25 protein-coding genes are annotated in these 22,895 nt (G+C 70.7%); 9 read left to right on the top strand and 16 right to left on the bottom strand.

Features of this window, described 5'->3' with window-relative positions; translation table 11 throughout:
• Positions 1-3 precede the first annotated feature (3 nt).
• From FK268_RS15845 to FK268_RS15815, 7 genes are all read right to left on the bottom strand, one after another.
• The gene (locus FK268_RS15845) at positions 4-939 is read right to left on the bottom strand and encodes a carbohydrate ABC transporter permease (RefSeq protein ID WP_146435697.1); all 936 of its coding nucleotides are present in this window, start codon (positions 937-939) and stop codon (positions 4-6) included.
• Positions 936-2,387, bottom strand: a complete 1,452-nt coding sequence (locus FK268_RS15840; RefSeq protein ID WP_231707103.1) for an extracellular solute-binding protein — start codon at positions 2,385-2,387, stop codon at positions 936-938. The genes FK268_RS15845 and FK268_RS15840 overlap by 4 nt, the downstream gene beginning before the upstream one ends.
• Positions 2,388-2,470: 83 nt before the next feature.
• Positions 2,471-3,211: a TetR/AcrR family transcriptional regulator gene (locus FK268_RS15835; RefSeq protein WP_146435695.1), complete on the bottom strand. Its 741-nt coding sequence runs from the start codon at positions 3,209-3,211 to the stop codon at positions 2,471-2,473.
• Between the two features lie 46 nt (positions 3,212-3,257).
• On the bottom strand, positions 3,258-4,259 hold the full coding sequence (locus tag FK268_RS15830) for an AurF N-oxygenase family protein (protein WP_146435693.1): 1,002 nt from the start codon (positions 4,257-4,259) through the stop codon (positions 3,258-3,260).
• A 99-nt stretch (positions 4,260-4,358) separates the two neighbouring features.
• On the bottom strand, positions 4,359-4,655 hold the full coding sequence (locus tag FK268_RS15825) for a transcriptional regulator (protein ID WP_231707102.1): 297 nt from the start codon (positions 4,653-4,655) through the stop codon (positions 4,359-4,361).
• A complete protein-coding gene (locus tag FK268_RS15820) occupies positions 4,652-5,089 on the bottom strand; it encodes a hypothetical protein (RefSeq protein ID WP_146435692.1) in 438 nt (145 codons plus the stop codon). Before FK268_RS15820 ends, FK268_RS15825 begins: the two co-directional genes overlap by 4 nt.
• A gap of 46 nt (positions 5,090-5,135) precedes the next feature.
• Positions 5,136-5,666 carry a YflT domain-containing protein gene (locus tag FK268_RS15815; protein ID WP_193560292.1) on the bottom strand — a complete coding sequence of 177 codons (531 nt, stop codon included), beginning with the start codon at positions 5,664-5,666 and terminating at the stop codon, positions 5,136-5,138.
• A gap of 52 nt (positions 5,667-5,718) precedes the next feature.
• Between FK268_RS15815 and FK268_RS15810 the strand changes: the two genes are divergently transcribed.
• From FK268_RS15810 to FK268_RS15800, 3 genes are read left to right on the top strand one after another with little or no spacing between them, the layout of a single operon-like run.
• Complete coding sequence (locus tag FK268_RS15810) at positions 5,719-7,002, top strand: magnesium transporter MgtE N-terminal domain-containing protein (protein ID WP_146435689.1); 1,284 nt, start codon at positions 5,719-5,721, stop codon at positions 7,000-7,002.
• Complete coding sequence (locus FK268_RS15805) at positions 6,999-7,535, top strand: DUF1003 domain-containing protein (protein WP_146435687.1); 537 nt, start codon at positions 6,999-7,001, stop codon at positions 7,533-7,535. The genes FK268_RS15810 and FK268_RS15805 overlap by 4 nt, the downstream gene beginning before the upstream one ends.
• On the top strand, positions 7,522-8,265 hold the full coding sequence (locus FK268_RS15800; RefSeq protein ID WP_146435685.1) for an Rv0361 family membrane protein: 744 nt from the start codon (positions 7,522-7,524) through the stop codon (positions 8,263-8,265). Before FK268_RS15805 ends, FK268_RS15800 begins: the two co-directional genes overlap by 14 nt.
• Position 8,266: 1 nt before the next feature.
• On the opposite strand, the gene ahcY is transcribed toward FK268_RS15800, so the two are convergent.
• From ahcY to FK268_RS15785, 3 genes are all read right to left on the bottom strand, one after another.
• Positions 8,267-9,742 carry an adenosylhomocysteinase gene (gene ahcY / locus FK268_RS15795; protein ID WP_166443494.1) on the bottom strand — a complete coding sequence of 492 codons (1,476 nt, stop codon included), beginning with the start codon at positions 9,740-9,742 and terminating at the stop codon, positions 8,267-8,269.
• Positions 9,743-9,871: 129 nt separating this feature from the next.
• Positions 9,872-11,023, bottom strand: coding sequence for an SMI1/KNR4 family protein (locus tag FK268_RS24820; protein ID WP_231707101.1), 1,152 nt, complete (start codon positions 11,021-11,023; stop codon positions 9,872-9,874).
• Positions 11,024-11,166: 143 nt separating this feature from the next.
• On the bottom strand, positions 11,167-12,663 hold the full coding sequence (locus tag FK268_RS15785) for an amino acid permease (protein ID WP_146435683.1): 1,497 nt from the start codon (positions 12,661-12,663) through the stop codon (positions 11,167-11,169).
• Between the two features lie 186 nt (positions 12,664-12,849).
• Between FK268_RS15785 and FK268_RS15780 the strand changes: the two genes are divergently transcribed.
• The gene (locus FK268_RS15780) at positions 12,850-13,053 is read left to right on the top strand and encodes a hypothetical protein (RefSeq protein WP_068575145.1); all 204 of its coding nucleotides are present in this window, start codon (positions 12,850-12,852) and stop codon (positions 13,051-13,053) included.
• A gap of 15 nt (positions 13,054-13,068) precedes the next feature.
• Here FK268_RS15780 and manA read toward each other — a convergent pair whose 3' ends face one another.
• The 4 genes from manA to FK268_RS15760 all read right to left on the bottom strand — a co-directional run bounded on the left by manA (position 13,069) and on the right by FK268_RS15760 (position 17,546).
• Positions 13,069-14,307 carry a mannose-6-phosphate isomerase, class I gene (manA, locus tag FK268_RS15775; protein ID WP_146435905.1) on the bottom strand — a complete coding sequence of 413 codons (1,239 nt, stop codon included), beginning with the start codon at positions 14,305-14,307 and terminating at the stop codon, positions 13,069-13,071.
• A complete protein-coding gene (locus FK268_RS15770) occupies positions 14,307-15,455 on the bottom strand; it encodes a tobH protein (RefSeq protein ID WP_146435681.1) in 1,149 nt (382 codons plus the stop codon). The genes manA and FK268_RS15770 overlap by 1 nt, the downstream gene beginning before the upstream one ends.
• A 104-nt stretch (positions 15,456-15,559) precedes the next feature.
• A complete protein-coding gene (locus FK268_RS15765) occupies positions 15,560-16,930 on the bottom strand; it encodes a phosphomannomutase/phosphoglucomutase (RefSeq protein WP_146435679.1) in 1,371 nt (456 codons plus the stop codon).
• Between the two features lie 130 nt (positions 16,931-17,060).
• Complete coding sequence (locus FK268_RS15760) at positions 17,061-17,546, bottom strand: DUF3499 domain-containing protein (RefSeq protein ID WP_146435677.1); 486 nt, start codon at positions 17,544-17,546, stop codon at positions 17,061-17,063.
• A 101-nt stretch (positions 17,547-17,647) separates the two neighbouring features.
• Between FK268_RS15760 and FK268_RS15755 the strand changes: the two genes are divergently transcribed.
• On the top strand, positions 17,648-18,148 hold the full coding sequence (locus FK268_RS15755; protein WP_146435676.1) for a metallopeptidase family protein: 501 nt from the start codon (positions 17,648-17,650) through the stop codon (positions 18,146-18,148).
• Positions 18,149-18,215: 67 nt separating this feature from the next.
• On the opposite strand, the gene FK268_RS15750 is transcribed toward FK268_RS15755, so the two are convergent.
• The gene (locus FK268_RS15750) at positions 18,216-18,542 is read right to left on the bottom strand and encodes a WhiB family transcriptional regulator (RefSeq protein WP_068524587.1); all 327 of its coding nucleotides are present in this window, start codon (positions 18,540-18,542) and stop codon (positions 18,216-18,218) included.
• Here FK268_RS15750 and FK268_RS24685 point away from each other — a divergent pair.
• From FK268_RS24685 to FK268_RS15735, 4 genes are all read left to right on the top strand, one after another.
• Positions 18,525-18,692 carry a hypothetical protein gene (locus tag FK268_RS24685; RefSeq protein WP_166443485.1) on the top strand — a complete coding sequence of 56 codons (168 nt, stop codon included), beginning with the start codon at positions 18,525-18,527 and terminating at the stop codon, positions 18,690-18,692. The two genes, FK268_RS15750 and FK268_RS24685, sit on opposite strands and share 18 nt — an antisense overlap.
• Before the next feature lie 220 nt (positions 18,693-18,912).
• On the top strand, positions 18,913-19,947 hold the full coding sequence (cofD, locus tag FK268_RS15745) for a 2-phospho-L-lactate transferase (protein ID WP_146435674.1): 1,035 nt from the start codon (positions 18,913-18,915) through the stop codon (positions 19,945-19,947).
• On the top strand, positions 19,944-21,356 hold the full coding sequence (locus tag FK268_RS15740) for a coenzyme F420-0:L-glutamate ligase (protein WP_146435672.1): 1,413 nt from the start codon (positions 19,944-19,946) through the stop codon (positions 21,354-21,356). Before cofD ends, FK268_RS15740 begins: the two co-directional genes overlap by 4 nt.
• Positions 21,357-21,363: 7 nt before the next feature.
• A complete protein-coding gene (locus FK268_RS15735) occupies positions 21,364-21,921 on the top strand; it encodes an NUDIX hydrolase (protein ID WP_146435670.1) in 558 nt (185 codons plus the stop codon).
• Between the two features lie 12 nt (positions 21,922-21,933).
• Here FK268_RS15735 and FK268_RS15730 read toward each other — a convergent pair whose 3' ends face one another.
• Positions 21,934-22,806: an SDR family NAD(P)-dependent oxidoreductase gene (locus tag FK268_RS15730; RefSeq protein WP_146435668.1), complete on the bottom strand. Its 873-nt coding sequence runs from the start codon at positions 22,804-22,806 to the stop codon at positions 21,934-21,936.
• Between the last annotated feature and the right edge of the window lie 89 nt (positions 22,807-22,895).

The following is a 22,895-nucleotide window of genomic DNA, read 5'->3' as shown; positions in this document are numbered from 1 at the left end:
CCCCTACCGTCGATCGCCCGAATCGGAGCCCGGCACGGAGGTGCCGAACGCCTTGACGAAGATGAACGCGATGATCGCGACGCAGATGAAGATCAGCACCGAGATCGCCGACCCCACCCCCAGGTTGAACGCCTTGAACAGGTTGTCGTACCCGAGGATCGAGACCGAGCCGGTGCCGTTGCTGCCCTTCGTCAGGATGTAGATGTTGTCGAAGATGCGGAAGGCGTCCAGCGTGCGGAACAGCAGTGCCACCAGGATCGCCGGCTTCATCAGCGGGATCGTGATCTTCCGCAGGCGGGTCCACGGGCCGGCGCCGTCGAGGGCCGCAGCCTTGAGCAGGTCGTCGGGAACCAGGGCGAGGCCCGAGAGCAGCAGCAGCGCCATGAACGGCGTCGTCTTCCACACCTCGGCCAGGATGATGATCGCGACCGACGGCCACTGCTCGGTGAGCGGCGCGCTCCCGTCGGGCAGCAGGCCCGCGAGGTAGCCGGTCCCCGGGGTCCAGGCGTAGTACCAGGAGAACGCCGCGACGACGGTGACGATGCCGTACGGGATCAGCACGACGGTGCGCACCAGGCCGCGCCCGACGAGTGTGCGGTGCATGACCAGTGCGATCGCGAGGCCCAGCACGAACTCGATGACCACCGAGACCACGGTGATGAGCGAGGTCATGCCCAGCGCCTGCCACCAGTAGCCGTCCTGCAGCACGGTGGCGTAGTTGCCGAGGCCGATGAACTCGTCCTGTCCCGGATACGCCAGCGATGACTTGTGCAGGCTCAGCCAGAAGGCGTAGATGATCGGGTACGCGGTGACCAGGAACATCACCAGCGCGGCGGGGGCGATGAGCAGCAGGCCCAGCTTGCGCTCGGCGCGGCGCCCCTCGCTCTCGGGGGCGGGGCCCGTCGGGTCGTTCGACGGTGCCTCGGTCACGGCGGTCACGGCACGAGCCCCTTTCCGTCCATCGCCTTCTGCGCGGCGGCGGTCAGTTCATCGGCCAGCGTCTCGGGGTCCCAGGAACCGACGGGGGCCAGCTTGGCCTGCAGCAGGGTCGACATCGCCTGGTACTGCGGCGTGATCGGCCGCACCGCGGTGGTGTTCTCCTGCAATTGGTCGCGGATGAGCGAGGCCATCGGGTAGTCCTTGCGGAACTCCGTGTCGTCGTAGAGCTTCGCGAGGATCGGCGGGGTGCCGCCCTTGATCGCGTACTTCCGCTCGGCGGCCTCGTTGGTGAGGCACTCCAGCGCGGCGAAGGCCTGCTTCTCGTACCGGGTCGTCTTGGCCACGGCGAAGTTGATGCCGCCGACGGTGGTCTTGGCGGGCTTGCCCGCGATCACCGAGGGGTACGGCGCGAAGTCGAACTTCTGTCGGGTCAACGTGTTGATCTCGTTGAGTTGGGCCGCCGTCGGCGACGGCGGGTTCTTCGCGTCCTTCGGCGGGTTGAGCAGTTCGTTGAACTTCGTGAGGTCCGTGAGGTACGGGACCTCGCCCGCCGCGCCGTTCTGCTGCGCGCTGGCGTAGACGAAGGGCCAGTTGACCTGGAAGATCGCCTTGCCGGTCTCCATGCCGAGGCGGGACTTGCCCTCGTCGAGCTGGGTGAACGACGGGTCGCGGCCGGGCGCCGTGGCGACGGCCTTCATGATCGACAACGCCTTGACGGTGGCGGCGCGGTGCTCCGGGGTGTCGGTGAGCGTCACCGTCTTGCCGTCCTCGGCCACCATCGCGCCGCCGGCGCTCTCGAGCAGCGAGTTGAACCACACGACCACGCCCTCGTACTGCGCGGCCTGCGCCTCGATCTGCGTCGGACCGCCGAGCTCGCCGGACTTGGTCGCGTACTGCACCACCTGATCCCACGTCAGCTTCGGCGGCTGGTTGCCGATCTTGCGGCCCAGGACCTTCTCCAGCGCGTCCTTGCGGTACCAGAGCAGCTGCGTGTTGGTCCACGCCGGCGCCGCGTACTGCTTGTCCTGCCACATCGCGGTCTTGAGCGGGCCCGCGAGCACCGTCTTCTTGGAGGCGGCCGCGAGGTCGTCCGGGAAGGGCAGGACCCACCCGGCCTCGGCGAACTCCGCGGTCCAGTTCACGTCCAGGCCGACGATGTCCATCGTCCGGTCGTTGCCGTTGGCGCGGCGGGCGATCTGCAGTCGCTGGTCATCGGCCTGCTTGGGCAGCGCGTGCCCGACCACCGTGTAGTCGCTCGTGGAGCAGTCCCCCGCCACCTCCTTGACCGTCTTCGCGCCGTCCGCCGGCGCGTAGACGTTCAGGGTGATGCCGCTGTCCTCGGTGCCGCACCCCGCGAGCAGGGTCACGGCCATCGTCGCCGTGAGTCCCACCGCTGCAGCGCGCGTGCGCCGCCGAGTACCGAGCCGCGATCTCCGTCGTATCGTCACGCCGCCTCCTATGCCGCCCTCGACCGGGTGGCGTCCGCTCGAAAGCTAGCCGACGCGGCCGGTGAGGTGAACCACATTCGGCATTATCGTGCCAGACCGGGAGCCAGGTCGTTCATCACCTGGCTGAACTCGGCGTCCGGGTCCACGTGGATCCCCAGGGTGCGCGCGGCACCGTCGAGCACGAACCACGTGACGTCGGTGAGAGATTCGACCACTTCCTCGCGTGACCGGCCGCGCACCGCGGCCTCGTCGCGCACCCAGCTGGTGAGCGTGCCCTCGACCATCGTGAACACCGTGAAGGGCACGCCGGCGAAGGCTCCGGGGTCGAGTCCGGTGAGGGCGGCGAGGCCGGCGATGGTCTGGTCCGCGCGCGCCACGACGCGGTGCTTGAGCTCGCCGACGGCATCGGGCGCCACGGCGAGACCGTCCGCGCCCGCCGCGGCATCCGAGGGGCCGGCCCGCAGCAGTTCGACGAGGCGCGGATTGTCCTGCATCCACGACGCCGCACTGGCGATGGAGCGCCGCACGATCGCGCGCAGCGAGCCGCTCGAGACGTCGAGGTCCGCCTCGAGTTCGGCGGCGAACCGCTCCACCACGAACCCCCGGAGCCCGCGCACCAGATCGTCCTTGCTCTTGAACTGCCGGTACACCACGGATTTCACCAGTCCGGCCCGCTCGGCGATGCTCCGCACGGAGATCGCCGCGCCGGGCTCGGACTCCTCGACCAGTTCAGCCGCGGCACGCAGGATCGTCTCGCGCCGCTGCGAATTGTGGGCGCGCCAGCGCAACTCGTAGCCGCTCTCGGCCTCGCCCGCGGTCGCCATACCGCGTGATGCTACGCCCGTGCGGCAACCCCGGACGCGAACCGCCTCAGGCGGCGATCTGCGCGGGCCGGGTGGGCTCCCCGCGGTAGCGGGCCTTGTGCCCGTCGATCCGCAGGAGCTTCCACATCAGCTTGCCGACGGGGGTCATGAGACCGAGATCGTCGGCGAGGGCACGCATCTCGGCGAAGTAGTCGTTCAGCAGCGCTCGGGCCGTGGGGCCGCGCCAGAACGCCTCGCGCTTGACCTCACGCGGAACGTCGAAGCGCTCGAAGAACTCCTTCGGCGGGGTGAAGATCTCGCCGACCAGCCAGCGCATCGCCAGCGGGAAGGCGACGGCGCAGATCCGCTTCTGCCGCTTCGTCATCCCCTGCAGGTGGGCGTGCAGGAACTCGTGCGCGAAGGAGATGTGCCGCGCCTCCTCGGCGACGTGGATCTCCATGGTGCGCAGCACCAGCGGCGGGACCTGGCCCCCGTGCCGCATGATCGCCTTCTGGTAGTGGTCGATCGGCTCCTCGCCGCCGAGGATGCCCATGAACAGGATCACGTGGGCGTGACCGCCCAGCGGGCCGATGATCGGCGATGCCCGGCGGAACCACTTCCGCATGCCGGGAACGTCGACGTCGATGCGGTTGACCAGCTCCTGGAACATCTGGATGTGGTTGCACTCCTCCGTCATCTCGTGGAGGCAGTAGCGGAACTCCGCCGACTTGTTCGGCAGCTTCATGATGTACTGCATCATTCCGCGGATCAGGATGGATTCGAAGGCCGCGCCCACCTTGATGGTGTTGGCCATGCGCCACTTCCCGATCTCGATCCGCTTCTCCAGCGGCAGGTCGCGGTACCACTGCGTCGCGCCCAGGGAGTCCAGTGTGGGCGGAAGCACCCAGCGCGGATCGTTCGGGTCCAGCGCCAGCTCGGGCGAGTCCCAGTCGATGTCGAGGTAGGGATCGAACCGGCGGTGCACGGAACCGTCGGACAGATCCTCCAGCACGTCGACGTAGCCCTGCTCGAGATCGCGTCGGCTCACACGTCCCAGGATGTCCGCCATGAGAGTCCTCCTTGTGATCGCTATCACTTTCCCTGAATTTAGCAGGACATGGCGTCCCGGTAAACAGGTTCGGCGGACTCGTCGCGTCGCATGACAGGCTCAGTCGGTGAGCGCGCGCAACGCCGCGACATGTCGCGCGAAGGCGGACCTCCCAGTGGGTGTGAGCTCGACCCACTGTCGACGCGAGTCCGCGGAGTCGCGTCGCAGCGCGACGTAGTGCGCCTCCTCCAGCTTCGCGAGGTGCTTGCTCAGCACGGAGGCGCTCATGTTCAGGGCCTTCGCGAGCAGGTCGAACCGCAGCTCCTGGGCCTGGCCGAGCGCGGCACAGATCATGAGCCGCTGCCGCGGGTGGATGAGGTCGTCGAACGCGGGCGGCCCGTAGTCCGGGCCGCTCACGCGGCCTGCCGCACGGCGAGTCGCTCCGCCGCCACCCGACAGCCGCCGTACACGACCATCACGACGAGGAAGACCGCCACATAGGCCTGCGGACGCCCCACCTCGAGGAAGTTCGACATCGTCATCGCGGCGAACATCGCGCCGAAGAAGCCCACCCAGGACACGACCGACGCGCGCGAGCCCGGCGCGAACTCGCCCACGCGACCCCGCCGCTTCGCGATCACCACCAGGACCACGACCGGCACCGCGAAGACCGCGAACGCGAGCAGGATGTTCGCCCACGTCTGCGGGCCGCCGTAGACCATCGACCACATCCCGGCGACGAAGAGGACCTCGAGCGCGAGTAGCCACCACGGCAGCGCCGCCCGCCGCCCGGCCACTCCCGCGGCCTCGACATCGGCGAGCGTGCCGCCGTCCTCCGGGTTCGTTTCCATACCGGAAACGATATCGGATCGTTTCCGGTGCGGCAACTATCTCGGGCTACTGGATGTTCAGGCGCGCCAGCATGTCGCGGGCCTGCTCGGCGACCTGCGGGTCGCAGAGCACGTCGTACCGTCCGGCGACGAGCTGCATCGTAGACGAGAAGTCGCGGGTGCCGCGCGAGGCCCAGTACGGCACCGCGGCGCTGATCAGGCCGAAGACGATGCCGCCGATGACGCCGGCGATCACCGTCGCGGGCAGCGACGACCCGCCACCCACGAAGAGCCCCACCAGCAGGCCGAGGAAGAGGCCGAGCCAGGCTCCGGAGGCGGCGCCGGCGCTGAGCACACGGCCCCACGTCAACCGGCCCGTGATCCGCTCGACCTGCATCAGGTCGACGCCCACGATGGTGACGTTCTGGACCGGGAACTCCTGGTCCGACAGGTAGTCGACGGCGCGCTGAGCCTCGGCGTAGGTGCTGTACGAGCCGATCGGCCAGCCCTTCGGCGGCGTCGGCAGGCCTCGGAACGGCTGCCCCGCGGGGCCTCCCGACTGGTTCGGCGAGCCGGGTCCGGACAACGGCTGCGACATTTCGGCGCCCTCCTTCACGTGCGATCGTTGGAACGAAACTACCCTGAAGTACATGTCGGCTGTCTCCAGAGTATTCGTCGCGCGACTGTCCGGCCTCCCCGTCGTCGGTCCGGACGGCGAATCCGTCGGCCGCGTCCGGGACGCGGTCATCGGCCTGCGGGCCGATCGCAAGGCACCGCGGGTCCTCGGACTCGCGGTGGAACTGGCGAACCGCCGCCGCATCTTCGTGCCGATGCTGCGCGTGACCAGCATCGAACCCGCCGCCGTCACCCTCAACACGGGCTCGGTGAGCCTGCGCCGGCTGCACATCCGGCCGGGCGAGGCGCTCGCCCTCGGCCAGCTCCTGGGCACCAAGGTCCGCATCGAGGAGCCCGGGGAACCGTACGACGGTGCCGACGCCTCCGTCGCCGACGTCGGGATCGAGCAGACCCGCACGCGGGACTGGGTGGTGCACCGTCTCGCGGTGAAGATCCGCGCGACCGGCTGGAGCCGGCGCGGAGGCGTCCAGGTGGTGGACCTCCCCCACGTCTCGGGCTTCACGACCACCGCGCTCACGGGCGCCGATCACGACATCGCCGAGGCCCTGACCGTCTTCGAGGACATGCGCGCCACCGACGTCGCGCAGGCCCTGCGGGAGCTGCCGACGCAGCGCAGGCTCTCGATCGCCGCCGCCTTCGACGACGAGCGGCTCGCCGATGTGCTGCAGGAGCTCGGCGACGACGACCAGGCCGAGGTGATCGCCTACCTGTCGAAGGCCCGTGCCGCCGACGTCCTCGAGGCGATGGACCCCGACGACGCCGCCGACCTCCTGGGAGAGCTGCCCGACACCCAGCGCGAGGAGCTGCTGTCGGTGATGGACCCCGAGGACTCGGGCACCGTCCGCCGCCTGCTCACCTTCTCGCCGTACACCGCCGGCGGCATGATGACGCCCGAGCCGATCGTCGTCACCCCGTCGACCACGGTGGCGGAGGCCCTCGCCCGGGCCCGCAACCCCGACATCACGCCGGCACTGGCCAGCATGGTCTTCGTGGTGCGGCCGCCCACGGCCACACCGACGGGCCGCTATCTCGGCGCGGTACACCTGCAGCAGCTGCTCCGTGAGCCCCCGGCGGACCTGGTGGGCGGCATCGTCGACACCGACCTGCCGCGCCTGGGCCCGGACGATCCGCTGGGCGCGGTGACCCGCTACTTCGCGGCGTACAACCTGGTCAGCGGGCCGGTCATCGACACCGAGAACCATCTGCTGGGGGCCGTGTCCGTCGACGACGTGCTCGACCACCTGCTGCCCGAGGACTGGCGTGACGAGGACGAGCACACCGAGGAGGTGACCGGATGAAGGAGCGCTCGCGCCTCGACACCCCCCGGTTGAGCCACAGCTTCAACCTGAACCTGGGCGACGACATGATCGGCCAGGGCGCCGAGCGGGTCGCACGCTTCCTCGGCACCGGCCGCTACCTCGCGATCCAGACGATCATCGTGGTGGTCTGGGTGCTGATCAACGTCAGCTGGGTGGCGTTCCGATTCGACCCGTACCCGTTCATCCTGCTCAACCTGGCCTTCTCGACGCAGGCCGCGTACGCCGCGCCGCTGATCCTGCTCGCGCAGAACCGGCAGGAGAGCCGCGACCGGGTCTCGCTCGACGAGGACCGGGCCCGCGCCGCACAGACCAAGGCCGACACCGAGTTCCTCGCCCGCGAGCTGGCCTCGGTGCGCCTGGCCGTGGGCGAGGCGGCGAGCCGCGACTACATGCGCCGCGAGCTCGACGAGGTCCACGAGAAGCTGGACGCGCTCACCGCGCTGCTGCAGTCGCTCGAACATCGCAGCCACGTGCCCGCGACGCCGGAGGACCGCGGCGATGCGCCCCACTGACCCGCGCGAGCTGCTGCACCCCGTCCTCCCGGCGGAGACGTACCAACGGCTCGGGATCGCGCCGCCCCGTCCGCCGCAGCAGTACGGCACGGGCGGGCCGGTCTCCTCGGCGGGCACTCCCTACCTGACGGGGCGTGCCGTGACGGGGGCTCCCGCACCGTCGGTGCCCGTGGCAGCGCCGGCCGACGCCCTGGCCGCGCCCCACGCCCCGGCCGCACCGCCGTACGTCCCCGCCGGGCCGGCGTACGTCCCCGCGCCGACGGGGCCGCCGCCCCCGCGGGATCGGTCCCTCGCCATCGTGGTGGGGACGGCACTGATCATCATCGCGATCATCGTCGGCACCACCTGGTACATCCTCGCCCATCGCGGACCCGACGACGACCAGCAGATCCGCGACGTCATCGCCGCGGAGACGAAGGCGCTCAACGACCGCGACCTGTCGGCGCTGGTCGGGGTGCGCTGCGCCGCGGACGTGCAGATGCTGCGCAGTCAATTCACCGCGCAGACCTTCGCCGCGGAGGTCGACATGCTGCTCGGAGCCGGAGGGCGCTGGGACGTGACCGTCGGCGCGATCCGGATCGACGCCGGCGCCGGGACCGCCGACGCCCAGGTGACCTCGACGCCGGTGGGCTCCACCGTGATCGTCTCGAAGTCCGTCACGGACACGTCCACCCTCCGGAAGGAATCCGGAGGGTGGAAGGTGTGCGTGAGTTCGTCGCGGGTGCGGTGACTCAGTAGCGGTAGTGCTCGGGCTTGTACGGGCCCTCGACATCGACGCCGATGTACTCCGCCTGCTCCTTGGTGAGCTTGGTCAGGGTGCCACCCAGGGCCTCGACGTGGATCCGCGCGACCTTCTCGTCGAGGTGCTTCGGCAGGCGGTAGACCTCGTTGTCGTACTCGTCGGGCTTGGTCCACAGCTCGATCTGCGCGATCACCTGGTTGCTGAAGCTGTTGGACATCACGAACGACGGGTGCCCCGTCGCGTTGCCCAGGTTCAGCAGGCGGCCCTCGGAGAGCACCACGATGGACTTGCCGGTGTCGCCGAAGGTCCACTGGTCGACCTGCGGCTTGATGTTCAGGCGCACTGCACCCGACTTCTCGAGGCCGGCCATGTCGATCTCGTTGTCGAAGTGGCCGATGTTGCCGAGGATCGCGTGATCCTTCATCGCCTTCATGTGCTCGAGCAGGATGATGTCCTTGTTGCCCGTCGAGGTGATGACGATGTCGGCATCGCCGATCGCCTGCTCGACAGTGACCACGTCGAAGCCGTCCATCAGCGCCTGCAGCGCGTTGATCGGGTCGATCTCGGTGACCTGGACGCGCGCGCCCTGGCCGGCCAGCGACTCGGCGCAGCCCTTGCCCACGTCGCCGTAGCCGGTGATGAGCACCTTCTTGCCGCCGATCAGCACGTCGGTGCCGCGGTTGATGCCGTCGATCAGCGAGTGGCGGGTGCCGTACTTGTTGTCGAACTTGCTCTTGGTGACCGAGTCGTTGACGTTGATCGCCGGGAAGGCCAGCTCCCCCGCCGCCGCGAACTGGTACAGGCGCAGCACACCGGTCGTGGTCTCCTCGGTGACGCCCTTGACGCTCTTGGCGATGGTGGTCCACTTGGTGGCGTCCTTGGCCAGCGACTCGCGCAGCAGGGCCAGGAAGACCTGGTACTCGGCGCTGTCGGCGTCCTCATCGGTGGGCGGGACGACGCCCGCGGCCTCGAACTGCGCGCCGCGCAGCACGAGCATGGTGGCGTCGCCACCGTCGTCGAGGATCATGTTCGCGGGCTCACCCGGCCAGGTGAGCATCTGCTCGGCCGCCCACCAGTACTCCTCGAGGGTCTCGCCCTTCCACGCGAACACCGGCACGCCCTCCGGCGCCTCGACGGTGCCGTGCGGCCCCACGACGACGGCCGCGGCCGCCTCGTCCTGGGTGGAGAAGATGTTGCAGGAGGCCCAGCGGACCTCGGCGCCCAGGTCGACCAGGGTCTCGATGAGCACGGCGGTCTGCACCGTCATGTGCAGCGAGCCCGAGATCCGCGCGCCCTTGAGGGGCTTGACGTCGGCGTACTCGCGGCGCAGTGCCATCAGGCCGGGCATCTCGTGCTCGGCCAGGCTCAGCTGCTTGCGGCCCGCCTCCGCGAGGGAGAGGTCGGCGACCTTGAAGTCGATTCCGTTCGCCGTATCGGCGGTCAGCGTAGAAGTCACGCGGTCCAGGCTATCGCTCCTGGTGCCTGGATGCCCCGCCGCCCGTTGCGGTTGCGTTCCGAACGTCGGGTTGTTCGACGGTCCGCGGCCGAAAACGGGCTCGAAGCCCCGCAGAACCCGAGTTTCGGACGAGGCGGATCACGGGGTCCGCCGCTCCACCGCGCTGTAGCTCTCGATCCGGCTCTGCAACCGGTCGATCTCCGTCAGAAGGTACTCGCGGACGGTACCCACGGACCGCGTCGTCGACTCGCCCGGCGCTTCCTCGTACTTCGCGTCGTCCGGGATCCAGCGGACGGATCCGTCGTCGACGTCGACACCGAGAGCACAGGCCGACCACGCACCGAAGGGAACGACGTCGATCGCGGCGGCCCGGATCGACGCCGCCGGCCGATCGTCGTCCGGGATCGGGATGCCCGCGTGGGCGAACGCCGCGTTGCGCTGGCGCCGATGATCCGCGTCGAACCGGTCCTTCTCCTGGAGTGCAGTGCGCCACCGCTCACCGTCGATGATCTCGGCCGTGCTGAGGATGTACGGGATTCCCGGCCACCCGTTCATGAGGAGGAGCAGCCCCCTGTGCTCCGGATGCAGGGATCGACCGATCGCACGCTCCACCTCGTCCACCTGTTCCGGGGTCGCAGGCGACCCGGGTGGCACGAATGCCTCGACGCGGCGCTCGAGCATCGCGACATCGAGGTGGGCGTCGACCAGACGCCGGAGGATCTCCCCGAGACCGGGTTCGGCGTCGCGCAGATCGCGTCCCCACGCGGCGCCGTGAGGTCCGAGCGCCTCCCGGTCCGCCCACGCGGTGAGATCGGCCAGGTGCTCCGTGACGTACTCCTCGAACGTCCCGTAGATCGTGTCGCCGTACACCGGGCGCAGGACGCTCCCCGCGGGGTGCCCCTGGCTATCGCGGTGGAGCATCATCGTGACGGGGTCGTCCTCGATGCGGACCCAGTCCGCGTCGGTGGCCCATTCGAGGACGGTGTTGTCCACCAGGCGGATCGACACCTCGAAACCGGACGCACCGGCCATGCTCTCGCAGCCGAGAAGCCGGCCCGAGATGCCTCCCCAGCCGTTCCATCCGTTCGCCACCGTGAGGAACTCGCGGTACTGCTCAGGTAGCCGGTGCCCGAGCCGCCGCTCCGCGGCGAGCAATTGCTCCTCCGTCGCGCCCGGATTCGGCGCCGACGTCTCGTACAGTTCGGGGTCCGCACGGACGAGCCGCGCCTTCTGGACGACGACGGCGTCGATCAGCTCCCGCCAGCGTGCTACCCCCACGTCGGTGTTCACGATTCTGAATATATCGCACATTCGCGCTGCAGCGTACGGAATCCGCGAGCGCACCCGGCCACCGCCGCCGGACGGGCAGGAGACGGAGAACCGCGGCCGGAGACGGTGCTCCGGCCGCGGTTCTCAGCGGATCGACGGGCCGATCAGTCGGCGAGCGACTCGATGACCTCGCCGCGCTCGCGCCTGCCGAGCACCGAGTGGTTCTTCGAGTACAGGAAGTAGACGACCACGCCCAGCACCATCCAGATGAGGAACCGCGACCAGGTCTCCAGCGACAGGTTCAGCATGAGCCAGCCGCACGCGATCACGGAGAGGATCGGCACCAGCGGCACGAACGGCGCGCGGAATCCGCGTTTGAGATCCGGCCGCTGCTTGCGCAGCACGACGACGCCGACCGAGACGAGGACGAAGGCGAACAGGGTGCCGATGTTGATCAGCTCGGCGAGCTCGCTGAGCGGGACGAGGCCGGCGAAGATCGCGACCACGACGCCGACGCCGACCGAGATGCGCACCGGCACGCCGCGATCCGAGGTCTTCGCGAGCTTGCGGGGCAGCAGGCCGTCGCGGGCCATGGCGAAGAGCACGCGGTTCTGCCCCATGAGCAGCACCATGACCACCGTGGTCAGGCCGGCGAGCGCGCCGATCGAGATGATCGTGGCCGCCCAGTCGACCCCGTTCAGGGAGAAGGCGTACGCGAGATTCTTGCCGGAGCCGTCACCGGCCTTGGTCGCGAGGTCCTTGTAGCTCGCCATACCGGTGACCACGACGGTGACCGCGATGTAGAGCACGGTGACGATCGCGAGCGAGCCCATGATGCCGCGCGGCACGTCGCGCTGCGGGTTCACGGTCTCCTCCGCGGAGGTCGCCACGATGTCGAAACCGATGAAGGCGAAGAAGACGATGCCCGCGCCGGCGAGGACGCCGTACCAGCCGTACGACGAGCTGCTGCCGGCGATCGCCTGGAACAGGGTGGACTTCCAGCTCACGCCCTCACTCGCACCCGGCACGGAGTCCGGAACGAACGGGGTGTAGTTCGAGGCCTTGATGTAGAAGGCGCCGACGGCGATCACCAGGATCACGACCGCGACCTTGATCGCGGTGATCACGGCCGACACCCGCGAGGAGACCTTCGCACCGAAGGTCAGCAGGACCGTGAGCACTCCGACGATGAGCATGGCACCCCAGTCGACCGTGTGGCCTCCGACCTGGAACGCCGCCGGCCCGGTGCCGAAGACGGTGCCGAGGTAGCTCGACCACCCGCTCGCGACGGCAGCGGCGGCGATGGAGAACTCCAGCACCAGGTCCCAACCGATGATCCAGGCGACGAACTCGCCGAAGGTCGCATAGGAGAAGGTGTACGCCGAACCGGCGACGGGCACCGTCGACGCGAACTCCGCGTAGCAGAGCGCGGCCAGGCCGCACGCGATCGCGGCGATGACGAAGGAGACGGTGACCGCGGGGCCCGAGTAGTCGCCGGCCGTCGAGGCGCCGATGGTGAAGATGCCCGCGCCGACGACGACCGCGACGCCGAAGATCGTGAGATCCCACGCCGTCAGCTGCTTCATCAGCCGGGTACCGACCACCTCGGTATCGGCGATCGACTGCTCCACCGATTTGGTACGCAGCAGTGGGTTGGCCATGCGTGCTCCTGTGTCTATGGGTGTGTGACGACTCATCAAACACCACCGTCGCACGCCCGCGCGGCATTTCACGCACAGCGGACACCGTCGGGGGCGTCCGGGACGCACCGAAGTTACCCGCCGGTGTTACCCTTCGGTACACGAAAACTGTTGGCGTACCGCCGAGTAACACTTACCGTCGGGCCTATGACCAAGACTTTCGCGCACACCACCGACCAGACCGTCGCCCAGCTCCTCAGCATCGTCGAGGGCGGCGACGACGTGCTGCTCACGCGCGACGGCAAGCCGCTCGCCGTGCTCAGCAAGGCACAGCCCGAGGCCGTCGCCGTGTCGAACATGCAGACCTTCGACATCCCCGAGACCTTCTACGAGAACCTCGGCGGCGTCTAGCCCCTCACGGCGGCGCTAGTGCCCGCCCACCAGCGTCCGGAAGAACTCCGCCGCCGGTGAGTGGGCGCTGACCACCACGCCCGGGTCCGACGCGGCCATCCACAGGCCGCTGCCCGCCGGGACGTCGATCGACCGGCCCGCACTGCGCACCGTCACCGTTCCCTCGGTGACCACCAGCAGCTGCGGGCCGCGTGCGTCCAGCTCCACCGACGCAGCGCGCTTGAGCGCGGTCCCGTCGAGCCGCACCCGCGAGACCCGGAACTCGGGCGCGGGAGTCGAGAAGATCACCTCGGGGCCCACCGTCGAGGTGCGGGGCGCCAGGTCCGACGGTGCGCGGGGCGTGAAGTCCAGCACCCGCAGCAGCTCCGGCACGTCGACGTGCTTGGGCGTGAGCCCACCGCGCAGGACGTTGTCGGAGTTCGCCATGACCTCGACGGCCGCCCCGTTGATGTACGCGTGCAGGTTGCCTGCGGCGAGGTAGAGCGCCTGCCCCGGTTCGAGCACGATCCGGTTGAGCAGCAGCGCCGCGAGCACGCCCGCATCGTCCGGGTAGCGCTCCCCCAGCGTCAGCGCGAGCTGCGCCTCGCCCTTGAACCGCTCCGCGCCGCTTTCCAGGTACCGCACGCAGCCCCCGAGCACGGCCGGCACCAGCACCGCGAGAGCGGGCTGTGGCAGCGTGATCCAGGTGGTGACCAGGGCGCGCAGGCCCATCGAGTCCGGCTGCCCGGCGAGCAGGCCGAGGTAGCTGTCCAGCTCCGGCACCGCTAGGACGCGCAGCAGTTCGACGGTGACCGCCGGGTCGCGGAAGCCCGCGAGCGCCTCGAACCGGCTCAGCGCGATCACGACCTCCGGCTTGTGCGCGGCGTCGCGGTAGTTCCGCTCGGGGGCGTCGAGCGGGATGCCCGCCGCGTTCTCGCGGGCGAAGCCCTCCTCGGCCTGCTCCCGCGAGGGGTGTGCCTGCAGCGAGAGCGGCTCTTCGGCGGCGAGCACCTTGACCAGGTACGGGAGGCGGTCGCCGAACTCACCGCGGCAGGCGGGACCGAGCTGGCCGTCGAGGTCGGTGCCGATCGCGGCCAACAGATCACCGTCGGTCGCCCCCGATGCGTCGTAGAGCTTCGCGGGATCGGCCGGGTGCGCGCCGAACCACAGCTCGGCCTCGGGGTGGTTCGACGGCACGGTGCGGCCCTGCATCGTCGCCAGCACCGTGCGCGAGCCCCAGGCGTACGGCCGGATGACCCCCTCGATCCGTTCCATCACGCCTCTCCCGTCAGGCGCCGGTAGACCGACGCGAGATCGAACCGTACCGCGAGCGCCAGAAGATCCAGCGCGTCGGCGCGCGGCCCGGTGGCCGCCACCGAGCGCACCGCTCCCTCGTCGACGGGCAGTGCCTCGACGTCGGGCAGCGCGCGCAGGCGGGCCTCCACGAGCGGCGCGCGCTCCTCGTTGGTCAGGATGAGGACCCGGAGCGGGGTCTGCGCCGCGGGACCGTCGAGGAACGGATCGTGGAAGAGCGGATCGACCGCGGCCCCGGACCGCGTCTCGAGCGCGCCGCCGGCGGGCGTGGACGCGAGTTCGGGGGTCGCCAGTTCCACGTCGGCGAAGCCGACCGCGGCCACCACCTGTCCGCCGAGCGTGAGCGCCTGTGAGGCGGCGTGTTCGGCGACGGCGAGGCCCGCGGCGGTGTCCGCGGTGAGCGCGACCCGGCGGCCGGCCGTGCGGGCGGCGAGCCGCTTGGCGGGATTGGATTCGACGTCCCGGTCGGGCGCACCGCGCACGGCCTCGTCGTCGAGGGTCTCGGCGAGCGTGTGCAGGAAGCCCGTGCCCGGCTCGTCCCCGCGGTCCGTGCCCGCGAGGCGCCCGAGTACCGCGAGCAGCGCGGCGGCGACCCCGACGAAGCCGAACCGCTCGGGCACCCGCAGGCGCGGCGAGAGGTCGACGGTGCGCCCCGCGGCGGCCTCCGCGACGGGGCCCTCCATCGGGACCGCGACGACGACGGTGGCGCCGCGCCGTGCGGCGGTCGCGATGGCGCGGGCGAGCACGAGATCACCGGCGTCGAAACCGCACACGACGACCACGTCGAGCGCGCCCACCCACGGGGGAAGTTCGGTGGAGCGGACCAGCGGAACGTCGAACCGGCCGGCGGTGAGGGCCTCGACGAAGCCGGCGGCCGCCGCAGCAGGCCCGGCGCCGCAGACCACGACCACGGCGCGCGGGGCGAGCCCGTCGAGGTCGGCCAGGGCGCCCTCGTCGACGGCGGTGGCGACGGCGCGTGCCTGCGCGCCCGCGAGTGCGGCGGCACGCAGGTGCCCGCCCAGATCGGCCGCGATCAGCCCCGCCGAATCGTCGAGATCGATGACCTGCGACCCGTTCGGTCCGCTCCCGGCGCCGTTGACCTCGCTCACGGCTTCCTCCCGTCCCGTCGGCGCCCGGTCAGCACGGGTTCGCCGCTGTCGATCGCCGTGCTCCCGCCGGCTCCGTCCTCACCGGCGCGGGACGCACTGCGCGATCAGGCACGTACGATCGCCAGGATCCGCTCGGTCAGCGCGCGCACCTCGTCCGGTGTCGCGGCTTCGACGTTCAGCCGGAGCAGCGGCTCCGTATTGGAAGCGCGCAGGTTGAACCAGGCGCCCGAAACCAACTGTACCGTCACGCCGTCCAGTTCATCGGTGCTCTGGACTTCGTCTGCGAAAGCATCGAGTACGGCGCCCGTGCGCTCCGCCTGGTCCGCGACCGTCGAGTTGATCTCGCCCGACGCGGCGTACCGGTCGTAGCCGCCCATCAGCTCCGACAGCGGGGCGTCCTGCTCGCCGAGTGCGGCCAGCACGTGCATCGCCGCGAGCATGCCGGAGTCCGCGCCCCAGAACTCGCGGAAGTAGTAGTGCGCCGAGTGCTCACCGCCGAAGACCGCCCCGGTCTCCGCCATCTGCGCCTTGATGAAGGAGTGGCCCACGCGGGTGCGCACGGCGGTGCCGCCGTTCTCCGCGATGATCTCGGGCACGGCCTTGGACGTGATGAGGTTGTGGATCACGGTGGCGCCGGGGTTCTTCGCGAGCTCGCGCTCGGCGACCAGCGCCGTGACGGCCGACGGGGAGACGGGCTCACCCTTCTCGTCCACCACGAAGCAGCGGTCCGCGTCGCCGTCGAAGGCCAGGCCGATGTCGGCCCCCTGCTCGACGACGAACTTCTGCAGGTCGACGAGGTTCTTCGGGTCCAGCGGGTTCGCCTCGTGGTTGGGGAAGTTGCCGTCGAGCTCGAAGTACAGGGCGCGCACGTCCAGGGCCTCGACGGGACCGAGCACCGAGGGGACGGTGAAGCCGCCCATGCCGTTGCCGGCGTCCACGGCGACGCGCAGGGGGCGCGAGCCCGACAGGTCGACGAGCCCCCGCAGGTACTCGCCGTACTCCTCGAGCACGTCCCGCTCCGACACCCGGCCGGGGGCGCCGTCGTACGACGGGACGCCCGCGGCCACCTGCTCGGTGATCGTCCGCAGGCCGGTCTCCTGCCCGACGGGCTTGGCGCCGGCGCGGCAGAGCTTGATGCCGTTGTAGGCAGCGGGGTTGTGCGACGCCGTGAACATGGCGCCGGGGCGGTCCAGGAGGCCGGACGCGAAGTACAGCTCGTCGGTCGACGCGAGGCCGATGAGGGTGACGTTCACGCCCTGCGCGGTGACCCCCTCGGCGAAGGCCGCGGACAGCGACGGCGAGGAGTCACGCATGTCGTGCCCCACGACGGCGTCTGTGGCGCCCTCGCCGCGGATCAGTGCGCCGAAGGCGGCGCCCACGTCGCGGACGAAGTCCTCGTCGATCTGCTCCCCGACGAGGCCGCGCACGTCGTACGCCTTGATGACAGCCTGTACCGACTCCAGCGCTCGAACCACGCTCGACGACCTTCCTCTTCAGCGGCGTGCGGGAACCCTGCGGGCCCCGTTACGGACGCCTCACCCTATCGGCATCCGAGACGCGGACGGGCATCCGACGCGAGCAACGTGACGGCTTCGCGGGAGACTCTCAGTCGACCGGGTCCGGCAGGACGCGCAGATGTCCGCGCCGTCCCGACGGTGCCGCGTGCTTGGGCCCTGCTCCGGCGGGCTTGGCCGAGGGAGTGACCCGGGGGCCGCCGAGACCGTCGTGCACGGGACGCATGGCTCCGATCGGCGGCAGGGATCGCAGCGGCGCCTCGGCGGGCTCCGGCGTGGGCCGGCTCTGCTCGCGCGCGGCGCGCTCGTGGACCGTGTCGGCCAGCGCCGTCAGATCGTCGTCGAGGGCGGCATTGCCGACGGACGCCGCGCTGTACGCGGGGAGGTTGCGCAGCATCTCCCAGCCGCGCGGCGCAGTCGTCCGGCCCGCGTGGAACTCGCACAGGTCCCAGGCGTGGGGTTCGCTCGTGGTTCCCAGCGGGCCCAACACGGCGATCGACTGGCGGTAGTCGAACGTCAGCGTCGCCACGGCGTGGTTCCTGCAACCGGGGCGGCAGCACTGACGGACGGAGTTCACACCAAGAAGGTTAACCCGTGGCCGCGACGCCGTGCTCCCGACACACCGTTCGGCCGTGCGCGGCGGCCGTCCGCGCCCCTTCCACCTAGACTGAGAACATCATGAGAAGTAGGAGAGGAACGCTCGGAGACGGCGCGCGGCTCCGTCGCCGCGTGGCGCGCGACCGTCGCGGCCACGGCCTGCGTGGCCCGCTCGTCCCGCGCGACCTGCCGGCGCACCGGACCCGGGCACAGGACTTCGACGAGGTGGTTCTGGACGCCTTCGCCGAGATCGACTCGCTGTGGCACGACCGGCTCACCGACCTCGACATCGCGGTGGACGACGTACCGGGGATCCTGCCGCACGATCCGGACTCGGTGTCCTGGCCCCACGAGGTGGAGGCCGACGGCCCGATTCCTTTGGCGCGCATGGTTCCGGTGGGGATCGATCGGCGGGGCAACCGCACGAGGGCCCGGCTGATCCTGTTCCGGCGCCCCCTGCAACGTCGCGCGAAGACCGACGCGGATCTCCTGGATGAGATCCTTGCGATCCTGGTGCACCAGATCAGCGACTACTTGGGAGTGACGGAGGAGACGCTGCTCGCCGGCCCGGACTCGCTCTGAGCGCCGCGCGGTCGGCACGGCGCGAGCGGGTCGACGGACCCGGCGGGATTCGCCGCGGACGGACGAATCAGATGATGCCGCGCTTGAGCTTGCGGCGCTCACGCTCGGACAGACCGCCCCAGATGCCGAAGCGCTCGTCCTTCTGCAGGGCGTACTCGAGGCACTCGTTGCGCACCTCGCAGCCCAGGCAGATCCGCTTGGCCTCGCGGGTGGAGCCGCCCTTCTCGGGGAAGAACGCCTCGGGATCCGTCTGCGAGCACAGTGCGCGGTCCTGCCACTGATCCTCGACGGCCTCGTAGAGTTCCTCGAAACCCGCAGGCACAACACTCAAGTGCGCGCGGCTGGACCCACCGGAGAAGCTTCCGAACGGTTCACGATGAGCGTCGATCGTCATCGGCCCGCCTCCCTCGTTGCTTTCGTGGTGTTCGATGGTCTTTCGGTCTACATGCCCCGCGCCGGCGAACATCACGCCGCACTGAATGACACGGTTGTGATTACACACGTGCAAAGCCGCCACGTCAAGCTGAACCGGGAAATTAGCTAATACCACCTGGACGGCCGGATGCCAGGCCTCGACACGTGGTTGAGATGTGATCCGCGTCATATTTCACGGCGGCTCGCCGACGCGCCACCGAGGCGCGTCGCACCGTCGATCATGCCAGGCCGACGGGCCTTCGCGCGACCTTCCGGGCGGCCGAGATCCGTCACGGGAAGCCGACACCCGTCGCGGGGAGCGGGGCCCGCCGACCATTACGCTTTCAGACGTGAAGGTCACGGTGCTGGTGGGCGGTGTCGGCGGTGCGCGGTTCCTCGAGGGCGCGCGGGAACGCTTCGGGGTGACGCCGTTCCCGGAGCGGGACGGCGCGGGCTCCCCGGCACCGTCGGAGCACTCCGTGACGGCGGTGGTCAACGTCGGCGACGACGCCTGGATGCACGGCGTGCGGATCTGCCCGGACCTCGACACCTGCATGTACACCCTCGGCGGCGGCATCGACACCGAGCGCGGCTGGGGTCACCGCAACGAGACCTGGAACGCCAAGGAGGAGCTCGCGAAGTACGGTGCCGATCCGGACTGGTTCGGCCTCGGCGACCGCGACCTCGCGACCCACCTGATCCGCACCCAGATGCTGAGCTCGGGTTATCCGCTCACCGACGTCACCGCCGCGCTGTGCAACCGCTGGCAGCCGGGCGTGCGCCTGCTGCCCGCGACGGACGGGCGGCACGAGACGCACGTCGTGGTCGCGGACCCCGATTCGACCGACGGTGCGAAGAGGGCCATCCACTTCCAGGAGTGGTGGGTGCGCTACCGCGCCGACATCGAGACCTTCGGTTTCGCTCAGGTGGGCGGGGCGGACGGCTCCGGCTCCGGCGGGAAGAACAGAGCGCAGGCCACCGCTGCATCCCTCGCCGCGATCGAGGAGGCGGACGTGGTCTTCCTCGCCCCGTCGAACCCGATCGTCTCGATCGGCGCGATCCTCTCCGTGGGCGGCATCCGCGCCGCGCTGCGCACCACGTCCGCCAAGGTCGTGGGCGTCTCCCCCGTGATCGGCGGCGCACCGCTGCGCGGCATGGCCGACCGGTGCCTCGAGGTGCTCGGCATCGAGACCAGCGCGCAGGCGATCGGCGAGCACTTCGGCGCCCGCAGCGGTAACGGGATCCTCGACGGCTGGCTCGTCTCGGAGGAGGATTCCGGCACTGCGATCGACGGCCTGCCCGTCGCGGCGGTACCGCTGTTGATGAGTTCGCCGCAGGCCACCGCGGCCATGATCGATGCCGGCCTCGAGCTGGTGGGCCTGTGACCGGACCCGCCGCCGGAGCCCCGCGGCCGGGCCGTGACCCCGGCACACCGTCGCGTCCCGATCGCGACCACGGCGCATCGTCGCTCGAGATCCTGCCGGTCTTCGGCGTGCCCGAGGTGACCGAGGGCGACGACGTGGGCGCGCTTCTCGCCGACGCCGCGCCGTGGATCGCGGACGGCGACGTCGTGGTCATCACGTCGAAGGTCTTCTCCAAGGCCGAGGGCCGGGTGCTTCCGGCCCCGTCGGACCCCGAGGAGCGCGACGCCTTCCGCCGGCGCCTCATCGCCGAGGAGTCGGTGCGGGTGCTCGCGACGAAGGGCCGCACCTGGATCACCGAGAACAAGCTCGGGATCGTGCAGGCCGCGTCGGGGGTGGACGCCTCCAACGTGGCATCGGACACCGTCGCACTGCTCCCCGAGGACCCGGACGGCAGCGCGGCGGCGGTCCGCGCCAGGCTGCACGAACGCCTCGGCGTCGACGTCGCGGTGCTGGTCACCGACACCATGGGCCGGGCCTGGCGCACGGGCCAGACGGACGCCGCGATCGGCGCCGCCGGCATGGAGGTGCTGCACGGCTACGCCGGCGCCGTGGACGCCTACGGCAACGACCTGGTGGTCACCGAGATCGCCGTCGCCGACGAGCTGGCCGCCGCCGCGGACCTGGTGAAGGGCAAGCTGGGCGGCGTCCCCGTCGCCGTCGTCCGGGGCTTCGGCGTCCGCACGCCCGAGGCCGGCTCGCCGCTCGCGACGGCACGCGGCCTCGTCCGGCCCGGCGAGGACGACCTCTTCCACACCGGCGTCGAACTCGCCCGCCGGCAGGCGCTCCTGGTGCGCCGCTCGGTGCGCGCCTTCTCCGACGAACCCGTCCCCGAGGCGGACGTGCGGGACGCCGTCGCGGAGGCCCTGACGGCCCCTGCGCCGCACCACACGCACCCGGTGCGGTTCGTCTGGGTGCGGGACGCCGCGCGCCGCACGGCGCTGCTGGACGCCATGAAGGACCAGTGGGCCGCGGATCTCACGGGCGACGGGCGCACGCCCGAATCCGTCGCGAAGCGGGTGCGCCGCGGGCAACTGCTCTACGACGCGCCGGAGCTGATCCTCCCGTTCATGGTTCCCGACGGTGCCCACGCCTACGCCGACGCCCGCCGCACCGCCGCCGAGGAGACGATGTTCACCGTCGCCGTCGGCGCCGCCGTCCAGTCACTGCTGGTCGCGCTCGCCGTGCGCGGCATCGGCAGCTGCTGGGTGGGATCGACGATCTTCGCCGCCGAGACCGTGCGGACGATCCTGGACCTGCCGGACGACTACCGGCCGGCGGGCGCGATCGCCGTCGGCTTCCCGGCGGATCCGTCCGTGCTGTCCGCGCCCCGTCCGCCGCTCCCGCCCGGCGACATGCTCCTCGAAAGGTAGGCCGCCCGTGACCTTCGCCTCCCTGCACTCCTCCGCCGTCGACGTCCTCGCGCGGTTCGACGCCCGCACGGACGGCGACGACGCCCTGCGCCACACCGTGCTCGCCTTCCTCGACGCCCAGCCGAACGCGTGCGCCCGCGCCAACGTGCCCGGCCACATCACGGCGTCGGTGGTGATCCTCAACGAGGCGCGCACGCACGTCGTACTGACCCATCACCCGCGCGTCGGCGAGTGGCTGCAGTTGGGCGGTCACTGCGAGGACTCCGATTCGACGGTGCCCGCCGCCGCGCTCCGCGAGGGGCACGAGGAGTCCGGCCTCGCCGACCTCGTCCTCGACGCGGACCTGCTGACGCTGCACACGCACCCGATCCGATGCTCGCTCGGCGTCCCGACGCGCCACCTCGATCTGCGGTTCCGGGCCTTCGCCGTCGGCCCGGGCACGCCCGACCTCGCGATCAGCGAGGAGTCGAACGACCTGCGCTGGTGGGCCGTCGACGCCCTCCCCGAGTCCGCCGAGCACACCACCGTCGCCCACCAGGTCCGCGCCGCCCTCGCCCGGGATTGACGGGACCGCGGCTCAGGCCGTCGGGATGGGCCTCGACGACGCGGCAGCGTCCGGGAAGTCGGCGGAGCGCGCCACGTCGGTCCACTGCCGCACACCGTCGAGCCCGGCGGTGTACGCCGCGGTCAGGCGCTCGACGGCCTCGGCGCCGAGCGGGAGGCGGAGCGGCACGTCCGCCGACCGGGCCACGTCGCCGATGATCCGCGCGGCGCGCGCCGGGTCGCCCTCCTGCGCACCGTCGGAGCCCGTCAGGTCGCGCTGCACAACCCCGACGGTCCGCCCGTACACCTCCGACGGCGCGGTCACCGCCAGGGAATGCGGGGTGTTGAAGCCGGTGCGGAACCGCGAGGGCTCCACGATGAGCACCCGCACCCCGAATTCCGCGACCTCTGCGGCGAGCGCCTCGGACCAGCCCTCGAGCGCGAACTTGCTGGCCGAGTAGGCCCCGGCGGCCGGGAAGGACAGCCGTCCACCCTGGCTGCTCATCTGCACGATCGTCCCCGCGCGGCGCTCCCGCATGCCCGGCAGCGCCGCCCGGGTCAGCGCGGCCGCGGCGAAGAAGTTCAGCTCCAGCTGCTCCCGCAACAGCTCCATCGACAGCTCCTCCGCGGCACCGGCGATCGCGCGCCCGGCGTTGTTGACGAGCACGTCGATCGGCGACTCCGCGGTCACCGCGGCCACCCGTTCCACCGCCGCCCGGTCACGCAGGTCCGCCTCGATCACGCTCAGGCGACCCGGATGGGCGTCGACGAGCGCTTGGACGGAGGCTCGGTCGCGGACGACCGCCGTGACGCTGTCGCCGCGCTCGAGCGCGTCCTCGACGAGACACCGCCCGAAGCCTTGCGAAGCCCCGGTGACCAGCAATTTCAGTTCCTTGTTCGCATCCATGGCCGCCACGCTAGGCCTTCGAGCGCGCTCGAACGCAAGCCCGGAAAGCCGATGACAGCGAACCCATCATCGACGACTTTTCTGAGAGT

The sequence above is a fragment of the Tsukamurella sputi genome (assembly GCF_007858445.1).
GTDB lineage: Bacteria > Actinomycetota > Actinomycetes > Mycobacteriales > Mycobacteriaceae > Tsukamurella > Tsukamurella sputi.
This window is presented reverse-complemented; position numbering and strand designations above follow the sequence as displayed.

Excerpts from the sequence above, each read along its gene's own strand:
- FK268_RS15750 (WP_068524587.1), bottom strand. The coding sequence starts at position 18,542 with ATGACGATCGACGCTCATCGTGAACCGTTCGGAAGCTTCTCCGGTGGG.
- manA (WP_146435905.1), bottom strand. The coding sequence starts at position 14,307 with ATGGAACGGATCGAGGGGGTCATCCGGCCGTACGCCTGGGGCTCGCGC.
- FK268_RS15755 (WP_146435676.1), top strand. The coding sequence starts at position 17,648 with ATGAGAAGTAGGAGAGGAACGCTCGGAGACGGCGCGCGGCTCCGTCGC.
- FK268_RS15805 (WP_146435687.1), top strand. The coding sequence starts at position 6,999 with ATGAAGGAGCGCTCGCGCCTCGACACCCCCCGGTTGAGCCACAGCTTC.
- FK268_RS15815 (WP_193560292.1), bottom strand. The coding sequence starts at position 5,666 with ATGTCGCAGCCGTTGTCCGGACCCGGCTCGCCGAACCAGTCGGGAGGC.
- FK268_RS15800 (WP_146435685.1), top strand. The coding sequence starts at position 7,522 with ATGCGCCCCACTGACCCGCGCGAGCTGCTGCACCCCGTCCTCCCGGCG.
- FK268_RS15835 (WP_146435695.1), bottom strand. The coding sequence starts at position 3,211 with ATGGCGACCGCGGGCGAGGCCGAGAGCGGCTACGAGTTGCGCTGGCGC.
- FK268_RS15810 (WP_146435689.1), top strand. The coding sequence starts at position 5,719 with ATGTCGGCTGTCTCCAGAGTATTCGTCGCGCGACTGTCCGGCCTCCCC.
- FK268_RS24685 (WP_166443485.1), top strand. The coding sequence starts at position 18,525 with ATGAGCGTCGATCGTCATCGGCCCGCCTCCCTCGTTGCTTTCGTGGTG.
- FK268_RS15820 (WP_146435692.1), bottom strand. The coding sequence starts at position 5,089 with ATGGAAACGAACCCGGAGGACGGCGGCACGCTCGCCGATGTCGAGGCC.
- FK268_RS15830 (WP_146435693.1), bottom strand. The coding sequence starts at position 4,259 with ATGGCGGACATCCTGGGACGTGTGAGCCGACGCGATCTCGAGCAGGGC.
- FK268_RS15780 (WP_068575145.1), top strand. The coding sequence starts at position 12,850 with ATGACCAAGACTTTCGCGCACACCACCGACCAGACCGTCGCCCAGCTC.
- FK268_RS15785 (WP_146435683.1), bottom strand. The coding sequence starts at position 12,663 with ATGGCCAACCCACTGCTGCGTACCAAATCGGTGGAGCAGTCGATCGCC.
- FK268_RS15730 (WP_146435668.1), bottom strand. The coding sequence starts at position 22,806 with ATGGATGCGAACAAGGAACTGAAATTGCTGGTCACCGGGGCTTCGCAA.